Consider the following 22,166-nt stretch of genomic DNA (forward strand, 5'->3'; position numbering starts at 1 on the left):
CCTCAGGGCAGACAGGGCGTGAAATCCGCCGGGTCCAGCCGGTAGAAGCGGCATAACGCCTGGTAGACCTCAGGCTGGTGGTGCCGTAAGTGGCCGGGCTGCTGGAAAAAGGCCTCGGTGAGTACGGCAAAGAATTCAGCAGGTTCGGTGGCGCCGTAAGGGTCCAGCCAGGGCCGTTGGTGGTGGGCGAGGGTGGTCTGCAAATTATCCCAGGCCCGGGTCATGCTTTCCTGCCACTGTCGGGCCTGTTCGCCACTCAGCGGCGGTGCACCATCGGCGGTGCCGTCCAGGTAATCCAGCTGATGGGCAAACTCGTGCAGAATCACGTTGTGGGGCCCGTCCGGGTGGGTAATGGCCTCCTCGCACTGGCTCCAGGCCAGAATAACCCGGCCATGAGACCAGGCTTCTCCGGCCCGGGTCTGCTCACTTTCGCTAACCACCAGACCATCACTGGTTTGGCCCTGCACCCGGTACACATCCGGGTACACCAGAATACTGCGCACGTCGTCATAATCTGAAAACGAGCGCTCCAGCAGTAACAGGCAGGCGTGGGCGGCGATGGTCACTTTCACCTGGTCATCAATGTGAAAGCCCGCGCACTCGTAGAAGTCCTTCTCGGCAATGAACAACTGCACCAGGTTTTCCAGCCGGGATTTCTGGCTGGCAGAAAGCCCGTGATACAGGGGCATCTGTTGCTTCAGATGCTCGCGCCAATGCTCCGGAAAAAGTTCCCGCAGTTCCCGCTGGCGTTGCCAGTTGCGGTAGAAAAACAAATAAAACAGCGTCCCGCCAATCAGGGCGATGGCGATCACAGCAATAACAAGCAGTTCAGACATTGGCGACTTCCCTGTGAATGTCCGGCCAGTCTACCGCAAGGTTCAGCGCGCCGCTCGGGTCGGGCATACAGTTTAACTGCTACGGTGAACGGACAATGCTGCAAATCAGGAGGCCAGCATGAAGTATATTTTCGAGGTTACGGTGAAAGAGGGGTATACAGCTGAGGACTACGCCGATGCCTGGGTCAGAGCCAGTGAGCTGATCCAGCAGGCGCCTGGCGCACGGGGCACCCGGCTGCATCGGAAGATTGGCGATCCGAATACGCTAATTGCTATCGCCAGCTGGGACAGCAAGGCCGCCAGAGACGCAATGGAGGACGGGAAGAATCCGAGAATAGCCGAGATTATCAGAAGTGCCGCGCCTTTCGTGGAGATTCGGCCTCTGGGGGAGTTTGACGAGCCTGAGTGGGTGGTTCTGCCGCCGGGGTACGAGGAAAATTGACCTGTGCGCTATCCGCAGGTGGGCTTTACGTGATCGGGTTGGTGTTCCTGCCCATGAGCCGGGGAAAGTGAATTCCATCGTGCCTCGTTTCGCGGTAATGTGCGCCCTAATCATACGAAACCATGTTTTAAGATGACACGGGGCCCAGCATGTCTGAACTTGCCAGTTATGAAAGTTTCAAGATTGAAGTCAAAGACCACATTGCTCACGTGCAGTTTTGTCGGCCTGAGGCTCTGAACAGCATGAACAAGGCGTTCTGGCTGGAGTTGCCGCGCTGCGTTCAGGACATTGAGGCAAACACCGATGCCCGGGTGATCGTGATCTCTTCCACGGGCAAGCACTTTTCCGCCGGGATGGATCTTGGGGTATTTACCGACCCGAAATCGGTGCCCATGAGTGGCGATCCCGGCCGCATGGCCGAGAATCTGCGCCGGGTGGTGCTGCAGCTTCAAGACACCCTGAGTTCTCTGGAAAAAGTCCGCTTGCCAGTGCTCGCCGCGGTACACGGTGGTTGCATTGGTGGTGCTCTGGATTTGGTGTGCGCCGCCGATAGCCGGTATTGCACCGCAGACGCCTATTTCACCATCAAGGAAACCGAGCTGGGTATGACCGCGGATGTGGGTACCCTGCAGCGCCTTCCCAAGCTGATGCCGGAAGGCGTGGTGCGTGAACTGGCCTATACCGGGCGCAAGTTCGGTGCTGAGGAAGCCCAGCGGCTGGGCTTCGTGAACTCGGTTTATGAATCCCAGGAAGCCATGCTGGATGGGGTGATGGCCATTGCCGCCCAGATTGCCGCCAATTCTCCGCTGGCGGTCACCGGCTGCAAGGAAATGATCAATTTCAGCCGCGACCACAGTGTTGAGGACAGTCTGCGTTACATGGCCACTTGGCAGTCTGGCATGTTCCGCCCCACCGACATGATGAAATCCTTCCAGGCGAAGGCCCAGAAGCAAGCGCCGGTCTATGATGATCTGTTTCCGGTGAAGGGTCTGTTCAACAGCTGATTATGGCTGTCCCCGCCCGCGCCACTCTGTCCAATACCGCCGCCCTGGCGTTTCAGGGCGGCATAGGTGTGGTGGGCCTGCTGGCTATCTGGTTGCTTGATATTCCGCTGAGGTCGGGCAGTCTTGGCATGCTTCAGTACCTGGCCTTCGGCATTCTGGGGGCAGGCATCACCTACCTTTCGCTGTTGCTCCTGACACGGATAACCTGGCTGTTTCCAGACGATCTGAGCAGCCAGATGCAGGCGCTTTACCAGTTTGCCTCAAGCTACTCCTGGCCCGTGCTCCTCCTGCTTTGCCTGCTGGCGGGCGTAGGCGAAGAGTTGTTGTTTCGGGGTGCGCTGCAAGGCTGGCTGCTGCAACACACGGGGCCATGGACTGCACTGCTGGCGGCGGCAGTGGTTTTTGGCCTGGTACACTATGTGTCGTTCACCTATTTTCTCGTGGCCACGGGGCTGGGGTTCGTCCTTGGTGGAGCCTATCAATTATCGGGCAGCCTCGAGATGGTGATGGTCTGGCATGCTGTCTACGATATGTTCGCCCTGTACTGTCTGCTGCGCTACCCCCACTGGTTTGGCATCAAGGTCTGACTCCGGTCATCCAACAAAATCAAACGGTCGTATGAATCCTCGTTGAAAAAGCGCGTTGGCTGTTAGAAGATAGCTTACGTTCTTTTAGTCCCAAGTCTGTTTTTTGCCGGATACCTATATGAATGCAACTATACGCCGCTGGTTCGCCAGCCCCGGTGCTCTTCGCCATGTTCTTTCTACGTTTGCCCCGTATCTGGGAGCGGGCATCAAAGTGACTCACATTGCCGACAACTTCAGTTCGGCCACGGTGGAAATGCGCCAACGCTGGTACAACACCAACTACGTGGGTACGCATTTTGGGGGCTCGCTTTACAGCATGGTCGACCCCATGTACATGCTGCTGCTGATGAGGCGGCTCGGAAGTGATTACATCGTTTGGGACAAGTCGGCCAGTATTGATTTCATCCGGCCTGGTAAAGGCGTCGTGAAAGCGGAGTTTGCCCTTACGGACGAGCGTGTTGAGGAAATTCGTTGTGCGACGGAAACCGGTGAGAAGTATCTGCCGGAATGGCATGTGGATATTGTCGACGAAGCGGGAACTCTGGTTGCCCGGGCCCACAAGACGCTGTACGTGCGCAAGAAAACCGACCGTTAGGTATCGGTTTTCTGTAGCGTGTCCAGAAAGGTTTTGATGTCTTCAAACGCCTGATCTGCCTCGGCCAGCAGCGGTGTGAAAATATGCCAGACATGCACCATGTTCTGCCAGGTATGCAGGGTTACCGGTGAATCCGCAGCCTGGGCTTTGGCAGCGTAACGGGCGGCGTTATCCAGCAACATTTCGCTGGTGCTGGCATGAATCAGTGTGGGCGGCAGGTTGTGAAGGTTGCCCAGGAGGGGAGAGGCGACCGGGTTGGTGGGAGAAATCCGGAATGCCGCCAGGGTTCCCCACCAGAGTATCGGTAACGGAATCTTGGACAGCCCCCCAAACACCGGCCCCAGCAGCGGGTCGGTAGGAATATTCTCCCGGTTACTGGGCGCCCGCAGGGTTAGATCGGTGGACGGCGACAGGGCAATCGCTGCATCGGCCTGGCGCAGCCCATTGTCGCGAATCCAGGCCAGTAACGACAGGGTATGGCTGCCGCCGGCAGAATCACCCGCCACCACCATGAACTCGGCGCTTTGTTGCCCGTCTGGCCCGTTCTCCAGCAACCAGCGATAAGCCTGGCGGCAATCTTCCAGACCTTCCATAAACCGGTGTTCCGGCATCAGCCGATAATCGACGGCGAACACCGCTGCATTGGCCAGTTGCGAGAACCGGTCGGTGATGGCGCGGTGGCTGCGGGGGCTGCCAGCGGCCCAGGCACCGCCGTGAATATAGAGCACGCGACGACGGCTGTCGGCGCCCGGGGCAATCACCCATTCGCCTTTCGGGCAGTCAACCGCCCGGATCTGCGATTTGATGTCTAGGGTTGCGCCCAGACTGTCCAGATGATTCCGCAAGGCCATCAACCGGGCCTTTCCCTTGAGCCCCTTTGACGAACGCCCCATGTCGCGTATACGTTCAAGTACTTCCTGATGAGAGGGAGCAGGTGTTACTTCATGAATACGCCAGGACTGGCCGTCGTATTGAGAAAGGTTCTGTACCCTGAATAGCACCAGTGTGGCTAACACGATCACAGCAATGACAGCAAGCAGAATCCAGAACATAAACGATCCTTGGGTATCAGGCAGAGGATGTTTCGACGACTATAGTCGAAACATGTGACAGCATATAGGAGTAAGCCGTTTTGCAAATAGCCTATCGGGCCCGGGATATTACCGAGGCACACATTATTGCAGGCTTGTTGAAAACCAGCGGCATCGAAGCCCATGTGGGTGGCCATTACCTGCAGGGCGCCATGGGGGAAATCGGAACCGCCGGATTTACCAATGTGCATGTGGACGACGAAGACTGGGTGCGTTCGCGGGCACTGGTTGAAGACTATGAAGCCGGGCGGTTGGCGTAGTTATGGCCAGAGTGTTTTTCGGGCTGGAAGTTTCCGATGAGGTTGCCCGGCAATTGGTGGTCGTTCGCCAGCCGTGGGAGGGTGCCCGCTGGCAGAGCCGGCAGCAGTTGCATCTTACCCTGGCGTTTCTGGGGGAGGTTCAGGCTGATGCTGTAAGCCTTGCGTGCCAGCTCGCCCGACAGGTTAAAGCACCACCTTTCAGGCTGAATGTGCAAGGACTGGGGCGCTTTGGCTCGGTAGAGCGACCCCGAATCTTGTGGGCTGGTGTCGCCCCGGAAGAGCCCGTGCATCAACTATATGAGCAGCTGGCGGGTTATCTGCAGGAGGCGGGGTTCACCCTGGACAACCACCCGTTCAAGCCCCACATCACCCTGAGTCGATTCCGTGGCAAGGGTGTTTCGTTGGCGGGCTTGCTTGCTGCCGGGCAAGACTGTGTGTTCGGGGCGCTGGATGTCACCGAGTTCGTGCTGTTTGAGAGCACCCCGGGGGCTGAGGGTTCCGTTTACAAGGTGTTGGAGCGGTTTCCGTTGGTTCACTGACGGAATAAGTGGGGCCCCAGGGCCCCGTTTGGTTATGGATGGCCGTAAATGCGCAGGCTGGTATCCTGTACAGACAGATTGTCGATGGTGAGTGAGCCGATGGACGTGCCGCCCACTAGCACCTGGCCTACCGTCATGTCGGCGTTAAACGTAGCCAGATCCACCGCCAGGGCATCGGAACCGTCGGCACGAGCCCCCTTGTAGATATCCATATTTACCTCCGCACCCAGGGTGAGGATGCCGGGATTTTCCAGGTACTGGTCGCCGGTAAGCTTCAGGTCGCGAATGCCGAGGGCCAGAAAGGGAATGTCTACGTCAAGGTCGGATATGCCCACCTGGGTATCGATATTGAGCTTGTCAGTGGCGGTGTCCACCCGCAAGCGCAGCTTGGTGACCGCACCCACCATGGAAAAGTTATTGGCCAGCAGGGTGGATTCTGTGGTGCCCTGAAGGCTCCATTCACCCGTAAAGACGCCGAAGTCGATGGGGGCAGCGGTCAGAGGCCAGACGTTGATCAAGGCATCACCATCGTCTGCGATGTCGATATCAATCTTGATGTTGTCAATCAGGTCGCTGGTCGTGCCGAAGGCCAGGTTCCGGATAGCAGGGTCTGTGATCTCTTCAAACAGGTCGGTGCGGTTGGCACCGCCAATACGGATGTCCTTGATCGACAGTGACCCTTCATCGGTGTAGATAAATTCATCGATGCTGACTTTGGTTTCAAGCTCGATGGTCACACCGGCCTGGCCGGTGATGTTGCCCATGCGGGCGTCGTCGATGGGGTTCAGTTCAGCGTTTGCAGATACAGACGCGGCAGATATTGCCAGCGCCAGCAGGCCAGAGTTCAGACGTTTCATGTTCTTGTTCCTTGTTTTTGGTTTTTACGGCTGATCCGATCGCGGAGGCTTGAGCCTGCCGCGACCGGGATTCCGGTTCCACCCGGAAATCGGATTAGTTCTGGGGAGTCAGCTCCAGTTCGATGGTGTTGCCGGGCCCGGTCATGAACTGGTTCAGCAGGCCGGTGAGCAGGCCGCAGTTCTCCAGCGCTGGCAGTTCATACACGCCGCTGACTGTGCCGCCGGTTGCCGGGGAGAAGCGGGAGCCCTGTACTGACGCGAGCTGAATGTTTACCGGCTGGCTGGTCTGGCACTCGGCACCGCCACCGACTTTTACCGGCAAGCCGAACAACTTGATGGCGACCTTTGGCACCTTCACATACAGGTGGGAATTTGCCGTCAGCTTGCCATCCACCAGCGCACCCGTGGTCACCTCTGCCTGTTCGAACTCCACGTTGGCGGATGCATGGATTTTGCTGAACAGCAGTTTGATGTAGAAGTTGCCCGCCGTTGGCTCTACCGCCAGGTCGGCTTCGAATGTGCCAGAGGCCAGGTCCAGCAAAGTTGCAATGCTGCCGGTAAGGGGCAGGGTGCCGTTGGTGGCTTTGATCAGTGTGGAGCCCTCAAGGCCCAGCAGCAATTCCAGGGTTGGTGTGCCCTGTTGTTCGTAGGCTTCCGCCGAAACCGGCACACGAACGACCGGGTTTTCGGTGTCGCTTGAGCGGATGACCAGTTCGGCGTTGCTGATGCCGACCGAGGCTGCGGTAAAGCCCAGCTGCACGGAACAGCTGTTGCCAGCGGCCACCGTTGTGCAGTCGCTGGTTTGGGTGAAATCGGCCGAGCCAGTGCCTTCCAGGGCAATGCTGTCAATCTGCAGAGCGGCGTTGCCATTGTTGGCCACTGCAATGGCGGCGGTTGCTGACTCGCCAAGCAGCACCCGGCCAAGCTCAACGGAGAGTGGATTTACACTGATTTCGGCAACGGGGGCCAGTACGCCCCGGCCCTTGAGGGCGACATCGACAGTTGGGGTCTCGGCGTCGGTAGACTCAATGGTCAGCGTTGCTATCCGGTTGCCGTCAGTAGACGGCGCAAAACTGACATCCACCGCGCACGAGGCCTGGGGTGCAAGGCTGCTGCAATCGTTGGTTTGCGTGTACAAGGTGGAGTCCGGGCCGGTGATAGACACGCCATTGATGCCCAGGGCCGCGCTGCCGGTATTGCGTACAATCAGCGACTGGCTGCTGACCAGACCCGCCTGTACGTTCCCGAAGTCCAGTTGTTCCGCGTCTAGGGTAATCCGCGGTGTTTCAACGGCTTCACCGGTAACGGTAATGGTTTGCAGCAGGTTATTCTGGCCGGGTAGCTGGGTACAGTCGGTGGTGATTTCGCCGATGGGGGCTGGAGCGATATCGCCGGACGCCGTACGGGCAATCAGATCCAGAGACAGAGCGCCAACGCGGATTTCGGCCTGGCCTATGTCGTCGTTGGTCAGCAGGATTTCCGGTGCGGTGCCGGACGCAGGAACATTAAACTCTCCGCTGGTGGCAGGAATCGGAGTTGCCGGAATGTCCAGGTTAACAATTTGTTGGAGCGTTCGGTTGGGGGTAACAATGTTGTTGATGCTGGTAGCGGTGCCTTCTAGGGTTTCCGAATTTACCAGTTTCAGGCCTGTGCGTGCGTCATCATTAACCACTGTAATGGCGTCTACCTGGTATTGTGGAAGCGGCTGGCCCGCACTGGCAGTTTCAGGGATATTGGCACTGATCTGTGCACGAATAGGCTGTGCGCCAATCAGCGGGAACGGGCATTCAAAGGCCAGTTCCAGTGACACCGGTTCGGCATGGGCGGCGCCGCTGCCGGTGGCCATCAAAGCCGCCGCAGCGACCGCGGAGCCGAGCGTACTGGCCCGGCGAACAGGATTCCTGAGTTTCATGTCTTCGTCCTTTGTCTGTTGTTCGTTGTTGTGTGCACATGGCAAATGCCCGACCATTTAAATGGCAAGGCGGAGGGTGGGTCATTGCTATTGGCGGCAGGAGATTTGTTCGAAACGGAAACGTGAGGGGCTTTTTGCGTTATTCGTGACAGGCTTCAAACCGGGTGAGGCAACCGGGGTGGATCACTCCCTGTGATCACGCCTGACTTCACCCGGCGTTTTGCCTGTCCAGCTCCGGTAGGCTTTGGTAAAGCCCGCCTGATCGCTGAAACCGAGTTTATCGGCGATTGATTCCAGCGGTACATTGGTGTCCTGCAAGTAGAGGGTCGCAAAGTTTTCGCGGATTTCATTGCGCAGGGCCCGGAAGGAGGTGTTGGCACTGGCCAGATGCTGGCGAAGTGTTCGGGCGCTGATGTCCAGGCGGCGGGCGATATTCTCTGTTGTGCAGGGGCGCCCGGGTTGACTCATGATCAAGTCCCGTACCTGTGCCAGGGTTTCGTTGGCTGACGGTCGCCCGCGCACGCGCTGATGCTGTGTGCGGGCCATCAGAAACTGCAGGTTATCATTTCGGTTGGGCGCCGGGGCTTCTTTCAGAGGCATGGTCACTTCGGTTTCGGCAGCATTGAACTCGAAGTCACAGCCGGGTGCCAGCAGTTGCCACTCATCTACCGGCAGGGCGGATGGAAAGTTGAACTGAAACCGGAAGTGGCTACACACCTGGCAGGAAATTCGGTGGATACTGCCCATATAGATTTTACTCAGGCATGGCTGAAGGTCGCCCACCCCCCAGGTATCGACCAGTTTTATGCGGAAGGTGGAGCCGCTGGACTCAAGCTCCATGTCCATCAGGGGCAGCCCGACACGCAAGTATTGTACGATCATGCCCACCAGGCGGCGGGGATGCTGCTGCCCGAGTACGGCGAATCCCAGCAGGCCATGACTGGGCAAATCCAGTTGCTGGCCGAACTCGAAGGCGGCCCGTTCATCTGTCATCAGCCAATCGGTTTGGCGTAGAATTTCGATGGTCTGGTTCATGGATAGCCAGGCGTCGGGATTTTCCAGCGTGCTGCCCGCAATGCCGGTTTTTGCCAGCAGGGACTGGCACCTTACGCCGCGTTTCTCCAGAAACCGAATGAGCATTCTGGCATAGCGGGCCGAGACGATGGGCACTTCCCGGGCAAGTTCGGACGACGTTTCCATGTTCCTGTCTCTGAGCGGAGAGATTTTTGTTCGTTATTTTCGGTTCGGTGGAGGGACTGCCCTGCTCCTCTGGCCGGTGCTCAGTATAGGTAATGGTTTGTAATGTTTTTTCGAGGCGGATCACAATCGCCGGGTCTGGCCGGATATGACAATGACGGTTTTGTCAGGTTGGTTCTTTCATGAGCGTACTTAGTTCAAAGGAGCATCAAGTCTCCTTGCTTTGCCCGGTTTGCGAAACCGGAGTGCTGTCAGACTTCCGGCAGTTTTCCGGCCAGCGTTACCTGCGTTGCGGCCAGTGTCAGGCGACACTTCTGGCACCGGAATGCCGGTTGCCGGAAGACCAGGAGCGGTCAGTCTACGAACTCCACAACAATCAGCCGGACGACCCCGGCTACCGGCGGTTTTTGGCAAAACTGTCTGAGCCGCTGCTGAAGAAGCTCTCACCTGTCTCCCACGGGCTGGACTTTGGCTGTGGCCCGGGGCCCGCTCTGGCAGAGATGCTGAAGGAATGCGGCCACACAGTGGCTCTGTATGATCACTTCTTTTACCCGGATGCCGATACCCTCGAGCAGGCCTACGACTTCATCACCTGCACCGAGGTGGTAGAGCACTTGTTCCGCCCGGCCGAAGTGTTCCGGTTACTGAATCAATTGCTCCGGCCAGGTGGCTGGCTGGCAATTATGACCTGCTTCCAGACCGACGATGCCCGGTTTGAGCACTGGCACTATCGCAGGGATCCGACCCATGTGGTGTTCTATCGGGAGCAGACTTTCACATGGCTGGCGAGGCACTACGGCTGGCAGCTTGAGATTCCGGCGAAAGATGTGGTCTTGATCCGGAAACCCGGTTAGTTGCGGTTTTTGACATAGTCGGAAAACAGGCGGAGCAGGCGACTGGCATCGGGTGCCGGGCGCACGGAATTCAGCAACTGTCCCGCATCCAGACCTTCTTTTTCGAGTTCTGGCCGCTGTACCTTCAGATACGCAGCCATAACCTTGTCGGTAAATTCCGGATGAAACTGCACGCCCCAGGCGTGAGGGCCAACCCGGAAAGCTTGATGCGGCTCGAACCCGGAACGGGCAAGCAGCACTGCGTTTGCCGGCAATCTCAGGGCGGATTGCAGGTGCGTGAGGTGAGCGGGAAACTCGCTGGGTAGTTGGCTGAACAGAGGGTCTTTCGAGGCCGCGTCCAGCAGGCATACCTGATGGGTGCCGGATTCCCGGCCTTCTGGGTGGTATCCGGCCTCGCCGCCCAAGGCGTGGGCCAGTAGTTGGTGGCCGTAGCATACGCCCAGCAGAGGTATCGAGGCTGTCACCGCCTGGTTGATCCACTGGGCGGTCTTCTCACTCCAGGGTTCGCGATCGCTCACCATGGCGGGAGACCCGGTCACCACAACCCCGTCCCAATCGGTGGGCTCACCAGGCAGAGGGTCATTCACTACATCCGCAACAGACAGATCCAGATCGTCTGACAGTCCCTGAACAAACCAGGCGTCGAAGTCTCCGAATGTATTGCGAATGTCGGGGTAGGTGGTACCCGTTTTCAGAATGACAACTCTGGGTTTAGGCACGCAGGTTTCCTCTGCCATGGTTTGAGCGCTCAGCAACGGTTGTCGCCGTTATTCCTCGGGCAATTCCGCGTTGTGGAACACGTTCTGAACATCATCCAGATCGTTCAGCATGTCCAGGAATTTTTCAAACAGCGGAATGTCATCGCCTTCCACGGTAGTGGTGGTTTTTGGCAGGAACTGGATTTCGTCGACGTCGAACTCGATACCTTCGAACGCTGCTTCCAGTGCCTGACGGGCCTTGGCGTATTCGGTATTCGGTGTGAAAACAGTGATCTTGCCATCTTCGCTTTCGATGTCGGTAACATCAACGTCGGCTTCCATCAACGCTTCAAGCACCGTGTCTTCGTCGTCACCGGAGAACACGAAAATCGCACAGTGGTCGAACATATGGGCGACAACGCCCGGGGTGCCGATTTTGCACTTGGTTTTGGTAAAGGCCAGGCGCACATCACCGAACGTACGGTTAGGGTTGTCGGTCAGGCAGTCGACAATCACCATGCAGTTGCCTGGGCCGTAGCCTTCATAGCGTGCCGGAGCATAATCCTCACCGGCACCACCCTTGGCCTTATCGATCGCTTTTTCAATAACGTGGGTGGGAACCTGGTCTTTCTTGGCCCGCTCGATCAGCCCGCGCAGGGACAGGTTAGCCTGGGGGTCTACACCGCCGGACTTTGCCGCCATGTAGATCTCGCGACCGTATTTGCTGTAAACCTTGGTTTTTGCCGCGGCCGTTTTGGCCATGGATTCTTTGCGGTTCTGATAGGCTCTGCCCATATTCGCTGCCTCTGGAATTCAATGAAAAGACGGATTTTACTGAACCTGAGAGCTTTGGGACAGGCCTGATTGAACTGCAATGGCTCCGCGTCCCTGCGGAGCCCGTTTTTCAGATGTATTCCACGGGTTGGCGATAGTTTTCCTGGGTGACAAGATCAATACCGCAATCCATATTGCTTACCCAGTTCAGGAACTGGTCAATCATGGCCTGGCCCTCAAACCGTTTGCCATGCTGGGGGACGATCATCTGCACATCCATACCGCGAACCATGTTGGCCCACAGGGAGCAGACTTTTTTCGACGCAATATAGCGGCGGTGAAAACCGATCATGCTGGCGACATGCTGCTCAAAATCCTTGACCGGTTCATGCTCGTTGTCATTGCCAAGGGATGCGCCCAGGTCGCCGGAGAACAGGATCTTCGACACCGGATCATAGAACTGCAGGTTGCCGACAGAGTGCATGAAGTGTGCGGGCAGGCACTGCAGGTAGGTGTCTCCGAAGCGCACATTGGCGCCGCCGTCCGGAATACTCACAATGCGATCATAAACGCTGCCACTGAGCTGGTTGCTTACGTAGCTGGAAACCAGGTGAGGCAGAAAGCGGGCCCAGAGCTTGGAGGTAACGATTTTGGCCTGGGTATGAACAATCCAGCGGTCGATCGCACCGATAATGTCCGGGTCCTGGTGCGAGGCGAACACATAGTCCATATCCCGGATGTTCAGGTATTTCGAGGCTGCAACAGACAGAGGGGTGTAAGTAAGATCCCCGCCCGGATCAATCAGCGCTTCGTGTTTACCGTCAACGATCAGAAACTGGTTGGACTGCACTCCCTCGCCGGTAACAAGGGAATCGAACATCAGGCATTTGTGGTGTCCGTTATCAAAAAGAACTATCGGCTCTGCAGCCATGGTCATCTCCCAAAACAGTCTGTGTACAGGCAAGGGTGGTAGTGTTGCTCAATGGCCGGATATTGCAAGGTGCCGGGCAGGGTACAGAAATGCCAGATGTGAACTATTGCCGCAAGTCAATTATCTGATATCCATCAAGTAATTGTTTGTATCCGGGTGCTATGCAGACGCGTCAAACCAGTTGCGGAAGCCGCCTGACTCCCCGGCGTATCCTGCGCTCCAGCAAGGCGCGGAAAGCGCTGCCGGTGAGTGGAATGGCCGCGTCAAAGCTGATCACGTAATGCACGCGGGTGTGACCTTCCTGAGTCTCGGAAAAGCGGATGCGCCCCCGGTGATTGCGCAGAGGGCTGAGGCTGATGATGGTGTACTCAATCAGCAAATCCGGTTCAAAACCAAGTACGGTCTCCTCCACCGACAAGGGCCCAAGCCCCACCCGGCGAACCGAGCCAATGCCATTGGGGTCGGCTTGCAGGCTGTCCTTGATTCGTTTTACCGGCGCGCCGATCAATTTACCGAAACGGTAGTGGTCTGCAAACATCATGAATACCTGGCGCCTTGGAAGTTCAAAAACTTCATCAATTTCAATGAGGTAGTCTGCCATTGTTGTGCTCTTTTTATTATGTGTATTACCAAGATTAACCCTTTGCCAGGAACAACTAAAGTGGCGTGCACCGGTTTTCGCTGGGATGGCCAGACAAGGGGCTGTGCGCGGTATCGTAGCGGGAGGGCATCGCAGACTCCGTTTTTATGTATCAGCTAGACCGGACATTATTACGACGCATCCGCCAGAGGTAGTTCACCACGGAATCACCAACGCACGGGAAAGCCCGCTGTATTTGTCATTCTCTGATAATGTTGGTAGTTCCTGAAAACGCTAAACTGTGGTGTCTTCTTATTCGACCTCAACGCTGGCTGCCCGGATTTGCCCCGGGTGTCCGCACATAGAAAGGTAGCCCGTGCCCATGGATGACCAGACAACCGAACATTTGGAACCTGAATCAGGTAAATCGCCCGCCTCTGCCGATCTTTCTACCCCCATTTACGGCCTGTTCATTCTGGGCATTCTGTATACCCTCTATCTGGCCCACCAGATTGTTCTGCCGATTATTCTGGCAGTTCTGACCAGCCTGCTGCTGGCACCCCTGGTGCGTAAAGCCTCGTTGCGGTGGCGATTGCCGCGAGTGGTTAGTTCGTTGATTCTGGTGCTTGCCGTGCTGGCAGGCATTCTTGGGCTGGGGGCGGCTGTCGCCATGCCTGCGCTTGAATGGGCGCAGAAAGCACCGGAGGGGCTTTCCCGCCTGCTGGTGGGTGACAGCACGATTATGCGCCAGATCGATAAGGTGAACCGCTCTGCGGAGCAAGTTGAAAAGTCGGTAGAAGAGTTGTCGGAGTCCCGGGCGGCCAAACCGACCACTGTGGTGTTGCAGGCGGAGTCCTGGCGCAGCCAGTTGATATCCAAAGCCCGCAACGGTATTGCTGGTTTAACGCTTGCGCTGGCTCTGACTTACTTTTTGCTGGTTAGTGGTGACCGGTTAATTCGTAATTTTGTCAGGCAGGTGCCTAAAGGGCAAAGAAAAACCGTGCTCCGGATCACCCACGATTCCCAGCATGAGATTGCCCGCTACCTGGCCGTTGTCGGCCTTAGCAATGCTTCGGTTGGCGTGCTCACCGGGTTAATTTGCTGGGCTGTTGATTTGCCGGATCCCGCCGTTTGGGGGCTGGTAGCCGGGCTGGCCCGGTTCATTCCCTATCTGGGTAACATGCTGACGATTGCGTTGCTGGGCATAGTCTCTGCCATTTCACTGGAGCCGCTCTGGATGATGGCCCTGGCGCCCCTGAGCTTTATTTTGCTCACCACCATTGTCGGCTTCTTTCTGGAACCCTGGATTCACGGTTTCCGGATGTCGATCAATCCGGTGGTTATCTTCGTGTCGATCTTTTTCTGGGGCTGGCTGTGGGGGCCGGTGGGAGTGTTGCTGGCGGTGCCGTTGATGACCATCCTGCAGGTGATTCTGAAACAGGTGCCTCGTTTGCGGCCGGTGTATCGGGTCATCGCCCGGTAATTCAGAACGGAGCCTCGCGTTTGCGATGCCGGCTTGCCTGACAGTCGCCGGGATCTTTCCTATGCTGAGGGAATTGGATACCACCAGCGCAGGCGGGAGGGCCCGGATGATCCCCAGGTTAATGAAGGCCATGGTGCTTGAGGGGCATGGTGGCATTGATAAACTCCGTTACCGGGACGTTCCGGTGCCCAGCCCCGGGGCAGGGCAGGTGCTGGTGCAGGTAACCGCCACCGCCAAGAACAACACCGATCGAAAGGCCCGGGAGGGGCTCTACCCCACGAAGAAAGGCGAAAGGACGTCCTTCCAGATGGGCGGAAAGCCCACACTCACCTTTCCGCGAATCCAGGGTGCGGATATTGTTGGGCGCGTGGTGGCGGCGGGGGAGGGTGTGAGTGAAGCCCGCATTGGCGAACGTGGCCTGCTGGATTTCAACCTCTATGCCGATCGCTGAACCGATATCAATCTGACGCCTGACTATTACGGCCACGGGGCAGATGGTGGTTATGCTGAATACGTGGCCGTCCCTTCTGATCAGTTCTATCACGTTCCCAATTCTGATCTGGCCGATGCCGAGCTTGCCGCCCTGGGTATGTGTTCCTATCAGACCGCTTACCACATGCTGACTTCGGCCAATGTTCAGGCGGGTGAACGGGTGCTGGTTACCGGGGCCAGCGGTGGTGTTGGCACGGCACTGGTTCAGCTGTGCCGGATCATCGGTGCCATTCCCTACGCCCTGAGTCAGCAAGAGAAAGCGAAGTCCCTGCTCAAGCTTGGCGCTGAAGCGGTGCTCGACCGAACCGATATGAACCGCTTTGTTGATCGGTTAAAAGCGGAAACCGGGGGCAAGCCCCTGGATGCCGTGATGGATCTGGTGGGTGGGGCAATGACCGACCATTTCATCGACGCGATGATTTTCGACATGAATGCCCGAAGTACCTACCCGAGGCTAAGCATTGCCGGTGCCAGTGGCGGCAACATCAGCGAAATCCTGTGGACGCGAATCTATCTGTATCAGGTGCAGATATTTGGTGTGTCCCACGGCACCCGAGAAGAGGCAGGCCAGTTGGTGAGCTGGATTCGCCGCGGCGATCTGAAGCCGGTTCTGCACGGTGCATTCCGGTTGTCGAATCTACACCGGGCGGAGACCTATTTTGTCAATCGTGGCAGTGATTATCTGGGCAAGATCGTCGTCGTGCCGGATGCCCAGTGGCAACAACACGGGCAACCATTCGCTCTGGAGACCGACTGATGACCCCGGAACTGACCATTCAGCTGATGGACACCCATGCCGGTGGCGATGTCAGCCGCATTGTAACCGGGGGTATTGATCCCCTGCCGGGCGGCACAGTGCGCGCGCAGATGGAATACCTGCGTGATCAGGCCGATGGTTTGCGCAGGTTGTTGCTGGAGGAGCCCTACGGCATTCCGGAAATGTCGGTGGATTTGCTGGTGCCGCCAACGGACCCCCGGGCGGCGGCGGGTTATATCATCATGGAGGTGATGGGTTACCCGATTTATTCCGGCTCCAACACCATCTGCACCGCCACTGCGGTACTGGAGGCCGGGATTGTGCCGAAACAGGAAGGCGAGCAACGCTTTTTGCTGGAATCTCCGGCCGGGTTGGTCAATATCCTGGCCCGCATAAAGGAAGGCGTGGTCGAAGCCATCACCTGCGAAGGGCTGCCCAGTTACATTCACACCCACAATGCCAGTATTCAGGTGCCGGGTCTGGGGCAGGTTGTCTACAGTGTGGCCTACAGCGGTGGGTTCTACGCACTGGTGGATGCGCAGTCGCTGGGTTTTGGTCTTACCCTTCGGGAAGAGCGTGAACTTGCCCACTCCGCCCATGCCATCGTTGAGGCCATTCAGGCCGAACAGCTGTTTTTCCATTACAGTCTGGGGGATGTCGGGCCGCTGCCATTCCTGCACTTTATGGGGCGAGAGGAAGCCGTTGCGCGGGGCTATACCCGCTCCCGCTCAGCCACCTACGTGCATCCGGGCGTGATCTGTCGAAGCACCACCGGCACCGGAACCTCCGCCCGCCTGGCATTGATGCAGTATGAGGGCAGGCTTGGGGTTGGCCATAAGCTGGAAACCATTTCGTTGAGAAACACGCGATTTATCGGCGAGTGCACCGGGGTGAGTTCCGAGGCAGGCTATCAGATGGTCAACAACAACATCACCGGAAGGGGCTTTGTGATTGCCCGCTCCGACATTGTGGTGAACTGCGACGACCCGATGGTGGATTGCGATGGTGTGCATCGCATTCTATCGAGTCGCCGCCGTTCGCCCAGCGAATGATGTTCAGCGCGGCCGCAGCCGCCGTTTTTCCGCCCGGCGCATCCAGAACCACGCGATCAGGGCGATCACCGACACCGCCGCAATAATCAGCGTGGCCAGGGCGTTGATTTCTGGCGAAACCCCCATCCGCACCGACGAGAACACCACCATCGGCAGGGTGGTGGCACCCGGGCCAGATACAAAGCTGGCAATCACCAGGTCATCCAGCGACAGGGTGAAAGCCAGCAGCCAGCCAGACACCAGGGCCGGTGCAATCACTGGCAGGGTGATCACGAAGAAGGTTTTCAGCGGCGTACACCCGAGATCCATAGCCGCTTCCTCAATGGAGCGATCCACTTCCTGCAGGCGTGCACTCACCACCACCGCCACATAAGCGCTGCAGAAGGTGGTGTGGGCAATCCAGATGGTGGCCATGCCCCGGTCGACCGGCCAGCCCACCAGTTGTGCCATCTGTACAAACAACAGCAACAGCGACAGGCCTGTGATTACTTCGGGCATCACCAGGGGTGCGGTGATCATGCTCGACAGCAGGGTGCGGCCGCGCATTTTCTTGAAGCGAGTGATCACAAACGCGCACAGGGTGCCCAGGCACACCGCCATGCTGGCAGAGTAGAAGGCAATGCGCAGGCTCATCCACACCGCCGCCAGCAGTTGTTCGTTATTGAACAGCGCGCTGTACCATTTGGTGGAAAAACCCGCCCATACCGACACCAGCCGGGAGGCGTTGAACGAATACACGATCAGCACCACCATGGGCAGGTACAGAAACAGCAGGCCCAGCATCAGCATGGTTCTGGAGAAGCCGGGCGCCTTGAAGTTAACCATTCTTTTCCATCTCCCGAGCCTGGAAGCGGTGGAACAGCACAATGGGCACCAGCAGCAGTGCCAGCATCACAATCGCCAGGGCAGAGGCCACCGGCCAGTCACGGTTGTTGAAGAACTCTTCCCATAACACCTTGCCAATCATCAGGGTATCCGGCCCGCCCAGCAGTTCCGGAATCACAAACTCGCCCACCGCCGGGATAAACACCAGCATGGAGCCTGCCAGGATTCCGGCCTTTGATAGCGGCAGGGTGATGGCCCAGAAGGTGGTCAGGTTGCGACAACCCAGGTCTGAGGCTGCTTCCAGCAAGCGCACGTCCAGCTTTACCAGATTGGTGTAGATGGGCAGCACCATGAACGGCAGATAGGCGTACACAATGCCCAGAATCACCGCAAAGTTGGTGTTCAGCAGTTTCAGTGGTTCGTCAATCAGCCCCAGCCACATCAGGAAACTGTTCAGCAATCCCTGATTGCCCAGAATGCCCATCCAGGCGTACACCCGAATCAGAAACGATGTCCAGGACGGCAGCATCACCAGCAGCAGAAACACCAGCTGCCAGCGTTTCGGTGCCCGGGCAATGGCGTAGGCCATGGGGTAGCCGATCAGCAGGCAGAACAGGGTGGCCAGGAAGGCGGTTTTCACCGAGCCCCAGTAGGCGGCCATATACAGGCTATCGCTGGCCAGGAACACATAGTTCCCCAGGTTCACCACCACCGACAGGGTGTTGTCCAGCCACCGGAACACCGGTTCGTAAGGCGGGATGGCCATCACCGCCGAGGTTAGGCTGATCTTCAGTACCAGCGCAAACGGCAACAGGAAGAACAGCAGCAACCAGGCGAACGGAATGCCGAACACCACCCGGCGATGGAACACCACCGCCCGCACCCGCTCAGCCAGAGGCGTGGCGAAAAGTTTTTTTGTCATCGGCTTAGTTCCAGAGCAGAATCGGGCTGGAGGCTTCCCAGGACACGTACACCTGGTCACCCCAGGTGGGCCGTTCGCCCCGGCGCTCCACGTTGGCCATGGTGGCCTGAACCCGCTTGCCGCTGGCCAGCTTCACGTAGTACGACGTGATGTCGCCCAAATACGCGATGTTGTCCACGGTGCCGCAGCTCCAGTTGGTCTCGCCCTCGGGTTTTTCGGAAGTCAGGTAGATTTTCTCCGGGCGCAGGGCGATCAGGGTGTCGGTGTTTTCGGCGGGCGTGGTGACGCCCCGGTCGATGAACACCGGTGCATCCAGTAACTCGCTGGTCAGCGAAATGCTGTCGGAGTTGTCTTCCAGAATGCTGGCTTCGAAGATGTTGACCGAGCCGATGAACTCTGCGGTCATGCGGCTGTTCGGGCTTTCGTAGATATCAATGGGCGAGCCCACCTGGGCAATCCGGCCATGGGACATAATGGCAATCCGGCTGGCCATGGTCATGGCCTCTTCCTGGTCGTGGGTCACCATCAGGCAGGTAACGCCGACCTTTTCCAGAATATCCACCAGTTCCAGCTGCATTTCGGTGCGCAGCTTTTTGTCCAGCGCGCCCATAGGCTCGTCCAGCAGCAACAGTTTTGGCCGCTTCGCCAACGAGCGCGCCAGAGCCACACGCTGTTGCTGTCCGCCCGACAATTGCTGCGGGCGGCGCTTAGCGTAAGGCTCCATCTTCACCAACTTGAGCATGGCCGCCACTCGGTCGGTAATTTCATGTTTCGGCAGCTTGTCCTGCTTCAGGCCCATGGCGATGTTCTGCTCCACGGTCATGTGCGGGAACAGGGCATAAGACTGGAACATCATGTTGGTGGGGCGCAGGTACGGCGGCAGCGCCGTGATGTCCTGGCCATCCAGCAGAATGCGACCGCTATCCGGAGTTTCAAAGCCTGCCAGCATACGCAGCAGGGTGGATTTGCCGGAACCCGAGCCACCCAGCAGAGCAAAAATCTCGCCCCGATGGATGTCGAGGTTTACCTCGTCCACCGCCAGTGTGCTGTCAAAGCTTTTGGAAACGCCCTTGATGCTGAGGAGCACCTCCGCTTGCGCGGAGGTGTTGTTTGCTACGGCCACCGTCAGCGACCAGACCGAACGCTGGTCCAGGTGCGGGTCATCAGGCGCTGGGCGTCCTGTGGCCGGCCTTCCATGATGTAGAGTTTCTTCATCACGTCTTCCGTGGGGTAAATGCTGGTGTCGCCGAGGATTTCCGGGTTCACGAATTCATTGGCCGCCTGGTTCGGGTTGGCGTACCACACGTAATTGGTCACATCGGCAATGATCTCCGGGCGCATCAGAAAGTTCATCAGCTTGTGGGCGTTCTCCACATTCGGCGCACCGGCCGGAATGGTCATCATGTCGAACCACAGCACCGCGCCCTCTTTGGGAATGGTGTAGCGGATGACGTTGCCGTTTTCGGCTTCTTCGGCACGGGCGGCGGCTTGCAGGATGTCGCCGGAGTAGCCGGCGGCCACGCACAGGTCACCGTTGGCCAGGTCGCCAATGTAACGGGACGAATGGAAGTAGGTGATGTTCGGGCGCACCGCTTTGATCACCTCACCGCCTTTCTTGATGTCCTCGGCCTTGTTGCTGTTCGGGGCCAGGCCGATGTAGGCCATGGCCGCGCGTACCATCTCCTCGCCGGAATCGAGCATGGCGATGCCGCAACCGCCAGCGGCCAGCTTGCCGGTCACAGTTGGATCAAACACCAGTGCCCAGGAGTCGGTGGGGGCGCTGTCGCCCAGAATGGCCTGAATCCGGCCTTCGTTGTAGCCATAGCCGTTGGTGCCCCACAGGTAGGGCAGGGAGAACTGGCTACCGGCGTCCACTTTCTCCAGCTGTGCCATCAAGTCCCGGTTCAGGTTGGCCATATTCGGCAACTGCGCAGGGGCCAGCTTCTCGAAAGCACCGGCAGAAATCTGCTTGGCCACGTAGTGGTTGGAGGGCACAACCAGGTCGTATCCGGAACGGCCAGACAACAGCGCCGCTTCCAGCACCTCGTTGCTGTCGTACACGTCGTAGACAACCTTGATGCCGGTTTCTGCGGTGAACTTCGCCAGGGTGTCTTCGGCGATGTAGTCAGACCAGTTGTAAACACGCACTTCTTCGGCTGCAAAAGCCGAAGAGGCACCCAGAGACACAGCAACAGCGGCGGCAAGCGCCTGTGGCTTACACAACTTCAACATTGGATAACGTCCCTCACTGAAAAGGGATGAAGACAAAGCGTGCAGGACGCACGCGGTGTTGTGCAGGTCGGCTGAGGGTGGCCGCAGGTGGCAGGGCGCCGCCTTTTGACTCCTTTGAGGCTTATCCTGGAAACGGCCAATGGGGGATTGGCCGAATTCGAGCGATATGTACCATGAGATCTGGCGCTGCGCTACTGAAATTTCATTGGTGCATGGGGGATTTGTGCGTATTCGCTCAGGTTGGTGGGCGTTGGATCAATGCCGCGCCGTATGCCGGTAGTCCCTGGGCGATTTTCCCATCACTTTTTTGAACAATCGCGAGAAATAGTAAGCATCGTCGTAGCCCAGTTGTCGACTGATGTCGGCGAAGGACTGGCTGGTGCTGTCGAGCAGTTCGCAGGCCCGCTCCACCTTCAGGTGCAGGAAATGCTGGATGGGTGAGACGCCGGTTTGCTCGCGATAACGGGTGGCGAAGTGGGTGGGTGACAGCCCGGAGAGTTCCGCCAATTGGTTCAGCGTCAGCCGCTCTTCAAGATGCTCGCGCATAAAGCTGTGCAGCGAATCCAGTTCGGCCTGGCGGGCCTGGCTGGTTTCATCGGCGTTGATTGGCACGGCGGCCAGCAACTGGCGCAACCGGTTGCTGGCATGAATCAGGCCCCGGGCGCGAAAGCCGGTCTGGCGAACCGAGAGCAGGCCGTTGAAGTCCACCAGCAGGCGCGGCTGGCGGCCCAGGTGACGTATCCGGGTGGTCTCGTCGAACCCCATGTAATGGCCGAACTCTTCGGCCAGAGGCCCGGTGTAGTGAACCCAGTGAATGCTCCAGGGGTCGTCCGGGGCGGCGGTGTAGCGATGGCTGGCCCCGGCGGGCAGCAGCAGAAGGTCGCCCGCCTCCACGGTATAGGGCGTACCCGCGACATTCAGGAAGGCCTTGCCATCGGTGCAATAGATCAAAAGATTGTCACGATGATGTTCCCGGTGCATGTGATGGCCGGCGGCTTTCCGGTAATGGCCAAAGGCCAGCGGATACAGCTCCCGCGTCAACGGATGTGTCGCCAATAGCCGCAGAATAGGCTCTGGAACCACATAGCGCACACTGTCTTTGGGTACTGGCCACCGGGAGGTCTGGGCTTCCTGTTTACTGCTCGAAAAATCTGACATCGAAAAATAATCCATCATGGGCGAAATTTAGTCAATCACCCACCGGCAAACTGCGTGCTAGTCTTTCAGAAAATCATCGCCCGGCTTG

Annotated in this window: 23 protein-coding genes and 1 pseudogene; 10 read left to right on the forward strand and 14 right to left on the reverse strand. The window is 58.0% G+C overall.

The features are described from left to right. Window positions 1-2: 2 nt before the first annotated feature. On the reverse strand, window positions 3-836 hold the full coding sequence (locus C7H09_RS07190; protein ID WP_106761916.1) for a M90 family metallopeptidase: 834 nt from the start codon (window positions 834-836) through the stop codon (window positions 3-5). 118 nt (window positions 837-954) lie between these two features. Here C7H09_RS07190 and C7H09_RS07195 point away from each other — a divergent pair, with 118 nt between their 5' ends. The 4 genes from C7H09_RS07195 to C7H09_RS07210 all read left to right on the forward strand — a co-directional run bounded on the left by C7H09_RS07195 (window position 955) and on the right by C7H09_RS07210 (window position 3,464). Continuing rightward, complete coding sequence (locus C7H09_RS07195; protein WP_106761917.1) at window positions 955-1,278, forward strand: antibiotic biosynthesis monooxygenase family protein; 324 nt, start codon at window positions 955-957, stop codon at window positions 1,276-1,278. Between the two features lie 149 nt (window positions 1,279-1,427). After that, window positions 1,428-2,282 carry a crotonase/enoyl-CoA hydratase family protein gene (locus tag C7H09_RS07200; RefSeq protein ID WP_106761918.1) on the forward strand — a complete coding sequence of 285 codons (855 nt, stop codon included), beginning with the start codon at window positions 1,428-1,430 and terminating at the stop codon, window positions 2,280-2,282. Between the two features lie 2 nt (window positions 2,283-2,284). Next, window positions 2,285-2,869: a CPBP family intramembrane glutamic endopeptidase gene (locus tag C7H09_RS07205; protein WP_106761919.1), complete on the forward strand. Its 585-nt coding sequence runs from the start codon at window positions 2,285-2,287 to the stop codon at window positions 2,867-2,869. Window positions 2,870-2,987: 118 nt separating this feature from the next. Beyond that, on the forward strand, window positions 2,988-3,464 hold the full coding sequence (locus tag C7H09_RS07210) for a DUF4442 domain-containing protein (RefSeq protein ID WP_106761920.1): 477 nt from the start codon (window positions 2,988-2,990) through the stop codon (window positions 3,462-3,464). Here C7H09_RS07210 and C7H09_RS07215 read toward each other — a convergent pair. Next, on the reverse strand, window positions 3,461-4,516 hold the full coding sequence (locus tag C7H09_RS07215) for an alpha/beta hydrolase (protein WP_106761921.1): 1,056 nt from the start codon (window positions 4,514-4,516) through the stop codon (window positions 3,461-3,463). The two genes, C7H09_RS07210 and C7H09_RS07215, sit on opposite strands and share 4 nt — an antisense overlap. An 80-nt stretch (window positions 4,517-4,596) precedes the next feature. Between C7H09_RS07215 and C7H09_RS07220 the strand changes: the two genes are divergently transcribed. Both C7H09_RS07220 and thpR read left to right on the forward strand, forming a co-directional pair. Beyond that, on the forward strand, window positions 4,597-4,815 hold the full coding sequence (locus tag C7H09_RS07220) for a putative signal transducing protein (protein WP_106761922.1): 219 nt from the start codon (window positions 4,597-4,599) through the stop codon (window positions 4,813-4,815). Between the two features lie 2 nt (window positions 4,816-4,817). Continuing rightward, window positions 4,818-5,354 (forward strand): RNA 2',3'-cyclic phosphodiesterase, encoded by a 537-nt coding sequence (gene thpR, locus C7H09_RS07225; protein ID WP_106761923.1) that lies wholly within the window; start codon window positions 4,818-4,820, stop codon window positions 5,352-5,354. A gap of 32 nt (window positions 5,355-5,386) precedes the next feature. Here the strand turns inward: thpR and C7H09_RS07230 are convergent, their stop codons facing one another. The 3 genes from C7H09_RS07230 to C7H09_RS07240 all read right to left on the reverse strand — a co-directional run bounded on the left by C7H09_RS07230 (window position 5,387) and on the right by C7H09_RS07240 (window position 9,323). Next, window positions 5,387-6,211: a DUF6160 family protein gene (locus tag C7H09_RS07230; protein WP_106761924.1), complete on the reverse strand. Its 825-nt coding sequence runs from the start codon at window positions 6,209-6,211 to the stop codon at window positions 5,387-5,389. Window positions 6,212-6,305: 94 nt separating this feature from the next. Beyond that, window positions 6,306-8,123: a choice-of-anchor D domain-containing protein gene (locus tag C7H09_RS07235; RefSeq protein WP_106761925.1), complete on the reverse strand. Its 1,818-nt coding sequence runs from the start codon at window positions 8,121-8,123 to the stop codon at window positions 6,306-6,308. 183 nt (window positions 8,124-8,306) lie between these two features. Then, window positions 8,307-9,323 (reverse strand): AraC family transcriptional regulator, encoded by a 1,017-nt coding sequence (locus C7H09_RS07240; RefSeq protein WP_106761926.1) that lies wholly within the window; start codon window positions 9,321-9,323, stop codon window positions 8,307-8,309. A gap of 179 nt (window positions 9,324-9,502) precedes the next feature. On the opposite strand from C7H09_RS07240, the gene C7H09_RS07245 reads away from it, so the two are divergent. Then, window positions 9,503-10,174 carry a class I SAM-dependent methyltransferase gene (locus tag C7H09_RS07245; protein WP_106761927.1) on the forward strand — a complete coding sequence of 224 codons (672 nt, stop codon included), beginning with the start codon at window positions 9,503-9,505 and terminating at the stop codon, window positions 10,172-10,174. On the opposite strand, the gene C7H09_RS07250 is transcribed toward C7H09_RS07245, so the two are convergent. The 4 genes from C7H09_RS07250 to C7H09_RS07265 form a co-directional block, all read right to left on the reverse strand. Further along, a complete protein-coding gene (locus tag C7H09_RS07250; RefSeq protein ID WP_106761961.1) occupies window positions 10,171-10,893 on the reverse strand; it encodes a glutamine amidotransferase in 723 nt (240 codons plus the stop codon). The genes C7H09_RS07245 and C7H09_RS07250 overlap by 4 nt on opposite strands. 48 nt (window positions 10,894-10,941) lie before the next feature. After that, a complete protein-coding gene (locus tag C7H09_RS07255) occupies window positions 10,942-11,667 on the reverse strand; it encodes a YebC/PmpR family DNA-binding transcriptional regulator (protein WP_106761928.1) in 726 nt (241 codons plus the stop codon). 109 nt (window positions 11,668-11,776) lie between these two features. Further along, complete coding sequence (locus C7H09_RS07260) at window positions 11,777-12,577, reverse strand: oxygen-binding di-iron domain-containing protein (protein WP_106761962.1); 801 nt, start codon at window positions 12,575-12,577, stop codon at window positions 11,777-11,779. Window positions 12,578-12,749: 172 nt separating this feature from the next. After that, a complete protein-coding gene (locus tag C7H09_RS07265; protein WP_106761929.1) occupies window positions 12,750-13,178 on the reverse strand; it encodes an SRPBCC family protein in 429 nt (142 codons plus the stop codon). 361 nt (window positions 13,179-13,539) lie between these two features. On the opposite strand from C7H09_RS07265, the gene C7H09_RS07270 reads away from it, so the two are divergent. The 3 genes and pseudogenes from C7H09_RS07270 (at window position 13,540) to C7H09_RS07280 (ending at window position 16,941) form a co-directional block, all read left to right on the forward strand. Continuing rightward, window positions 13,540-14,640, forward strand: a complete 1,101-nt coding sequence (locus C7H09_RS07270) for an AI-2E family transporter (RefSeq protein WP_106761930.1) — start codon at window positions 13,540-13,542, stop codon at window positions 14,638-14,640. Between the two features lie 106 nt (window positions 14,641-14,746). After that, a pseudogene (locus C7H09_RS07275) lies at window positions 14,747-15,889 on the forward strand (alcohol dehydrogenase catalytic domain-containing protein). Next, a complete protein-coding gene (locus C7H09_RS07280; RefSeq protein WP_106761931.1) occupies window positions 15,889-16,941 on the forward strand; it encodes a proline racemase family protein in 1,053 nt (350 codons plus the stop codon). The pseudogene C7H09_RS07275 and the gene C7H09_RS07280 overlap by 1 nt, the downstream one beginning before the upstream one ends. A 3-nt stretch (window positions 16,942-16,944) precedes the next feature. Here the strand turns inward: C7H09_RS07280 and C7H09_RS07285 are convergent, their stop codons facing one another. The 5 genes from C7H09_RS07285 to C7H09_RS07305 all read right to left on the reverse strand — a co-directional run bounded on the left by C7H09_RS07285 (window position 16,945) and on the right by C7H09_RS07305 (window position 22,096). Continuing rightward, complete coding sequence (locus C7H09_RS07285; RefSeq protein WP_106761932.1) at window positions 16,945-17,766, reverse strand: ABC transporter permease subunit; 822 nt, start codon at window positions 17,764-17,766, stop codon at window positions 16,945-16,947. Continuing rightward, window positions 17,759-18,688 (reverse strand): ABC transporter permease subunit, encoded by a 930-nt coding sequence (locus C7H09_RS07290; protein WP_106761933.1) that lies wholly within the window; start codon window positions 18,686-18,688, stop codon window positions 17,759-17,761. Before C7H09_RS07290 ends, C7H09_RS07285 begins: the two co-directional genes overlap by 8 nt. 4 nt (window positions 18,689-18,692) lie before the next feature. Then, window positions 18,693-19,811: a polyamine ABC transporter ATP-binding protein gene (gene potA, locus C7H09_RS07295; protein ID WP_106761934.1), complete on the reverse strand. Its 1,119-nt coding sequence runs from the start codon at window positions 19,809-19,811 to the stop codon at window positions 18,693-18,695. Window positions 19,812-19,813: 2 nt separating this feature from the next. Beyond that, the gene (locus C7H09_RS07300; protein WP_106761935.1) at window positions 19,814-20,920 is read right to left on the reverse strand and encodes a polyamine ABC transporter substrate-binding protein; all 1,107 of its coding nucleotides are present in this window, start codon (window positions 20,918-20,920) and stop codon (window positions 19,814-19,816) included. Window positions 20,921-21,175: 255 nt separating this feature from the next. Then, window positions 21,176-22,096: an AraC family transcriptional regulator gene (locus C7H09_RS07305; protein WP_106761936.1), complete on the reverse strand. Its 921-nt coding sequence runs from the start codon at window positions 22,094-22,096 to the stop codon at window positions 21,176-21,178. Window positions 22,097-22,166: the final 70 nt, after the last annotated feature.

The organism is Marinobacter fuscus (assembly GCF_003007675.1).
Classification (GTDB): domain Bacteria; phylum Pseudomonadota; class Gammaproteobacteria; order Pseudomonadales; family Oleiphilaceae; genus Marinobacter; species Marinobacter fuscus.

Excerpts from the sequence above, each read along its gene's own strand:
- C7H09_RS07190 (WP_106761916.1), bottom strand. The coding sequence starts at position 836 with ATGTCTGAACTGCTTGTTATTGCTGTGATCGCCATCGCCCTGATTGGC.
- C7H09_RS07195 (WP_106761917.1), top strand. The coding sequence starts at position 955 with ATGAAGTATATTTTCGAGGTTACGGTGAAAGAGGGGTATACAGCTGAG.
- C7H09_RS07200 (WP_106761918.1), top strand. The coding sequence starts at position 1,428 with ATGTCTGAACTTGCCAGTTATGAAAGTTTCAAGATTGAAGTCAAAGAC.
- C7H09_RS07205 (WP_106761919.1), top strand. The coding sequence starts at position 2,285 with ATGGCTGTCCCCGCCCGCGCCACTCTGTCCAATACCGCCGCCCTGGCG.
- C7H09_RS07210 (WP_106761920.1), top strand. The coding sequence starts at position 2,988 with ATGAATGCAACTATACGCCGCTGGTTCGCCAGCCCCGGTGCTCTTCGC.
- C7H09_RS07215 (WP_106761921.1), bottom strand. The coding sequence starts at position 4,516 with ATGTTCTGGATTCTGCTTGCTGTCATTGCTGTGATCGTGTTAGCCACA.
- thpR (WP_106761923.1), top strand. The coding sequence starts at position 4,818 with ATGGCCAGAGTGTTTTTCGGGCTGGAAGTTTCCGATGAGGTTGCCCGG.
- C7H09_RS07230 (WP_106761924.1), bottom strand. The coding sequence starts at position 6,211 with ATGAAACGTCTGAACTCTGGCCTGCTGGCGCTGGCAATATCTGCCGCG.
- C7H09_RS07235 (WP_106761925.1), bottom strand. The coding sequence starts at position 8,123 with ATGAAACTCAGGAATCCTGTTCGCCGGGCCAGTACGCTCGGCTCCGCG.
- C7H09_RS07240 (WP_106761926.1), bottom strand. The coding sequence starts at position 9,323 with ATGGAAACGTCGTCCGAACTTGCCCGGGAAGTGCCCATCGTCTCGGCC.
- C7H09_RS07245 (WP_106761927.1), top strand. The coding sequence starts at position 9,503 with ATGAGCGTACTTAGTTCAAAGGAGCATCAAGTCTCCTTGCTTTGCCCG.
- C7H09_RS07255 (WP_106761928.1), bottom strand. The coding sequence starts at position 11,667 with ATGGGCAGAGCCTATCAGAACCGCAAAGAATCCATGGCCAAAACGGCC.
- C7H09_RS07260 (WP_106761962.1), bottom strand. The coding sequence starts at position 12,577 with ATGGCTGCAGAGCCGATAGTTCTTTTTGATAACGGACACCACAAATGC.
- C7H09_RS07265 (WP_106761929.1), bottom strand. The coding sequence starts at position 13,178 with ATGGCAGACTACCTCATTGAAATTGATGAAGTTTTTGAACTTCCAAGG.
- C7H09_RS07270 (WP_106761930.1), top strand. The coding sequence starts at position 13,540 with ATGGATGACCAGACAACCGAACATTTGGAACCTGAATCAGGTAAATCG.
- C7H09_RS07280 (WP_106761931.1), top strand. The coding sequence starts at position 15,889 with ATGACCCCGGAACTGACCATTCAGCTGATGGACACCCATGCCGGTGGC.
- C7H09_RS07285 (WP_106761932.1), bottom strand. The coding sequence starts at position 17,766 with ATGGTTAACTTCAAGGCGCCCGGCTTCTCCAGAACCATGCTGATGCTG.
- C7H09_RS07290 (WP_106761933.1), bottom strand. The coding sequence starts at position 18,688 with ATGACAAAAAAACTTTTCGCCACGCCTCTGGCTGAGCGGGTGCGGGCG.
- C7H09_RS07300 (WP_106761935.1), bottom strand. The coding sequence starts at position 20,920 with ATGTTGAAGTTGTGTAAGCCACAGGCGCTTGCCGCCGCTGTTGCTGTG.
- C7H09_RS07305 (WP_106761936.1), bottom strand. The coding sequence starts at position 22,096 with ATGATGGATTATTTTTCGATGTCAGATTTTTCGAGCAGTAAACAGGAA.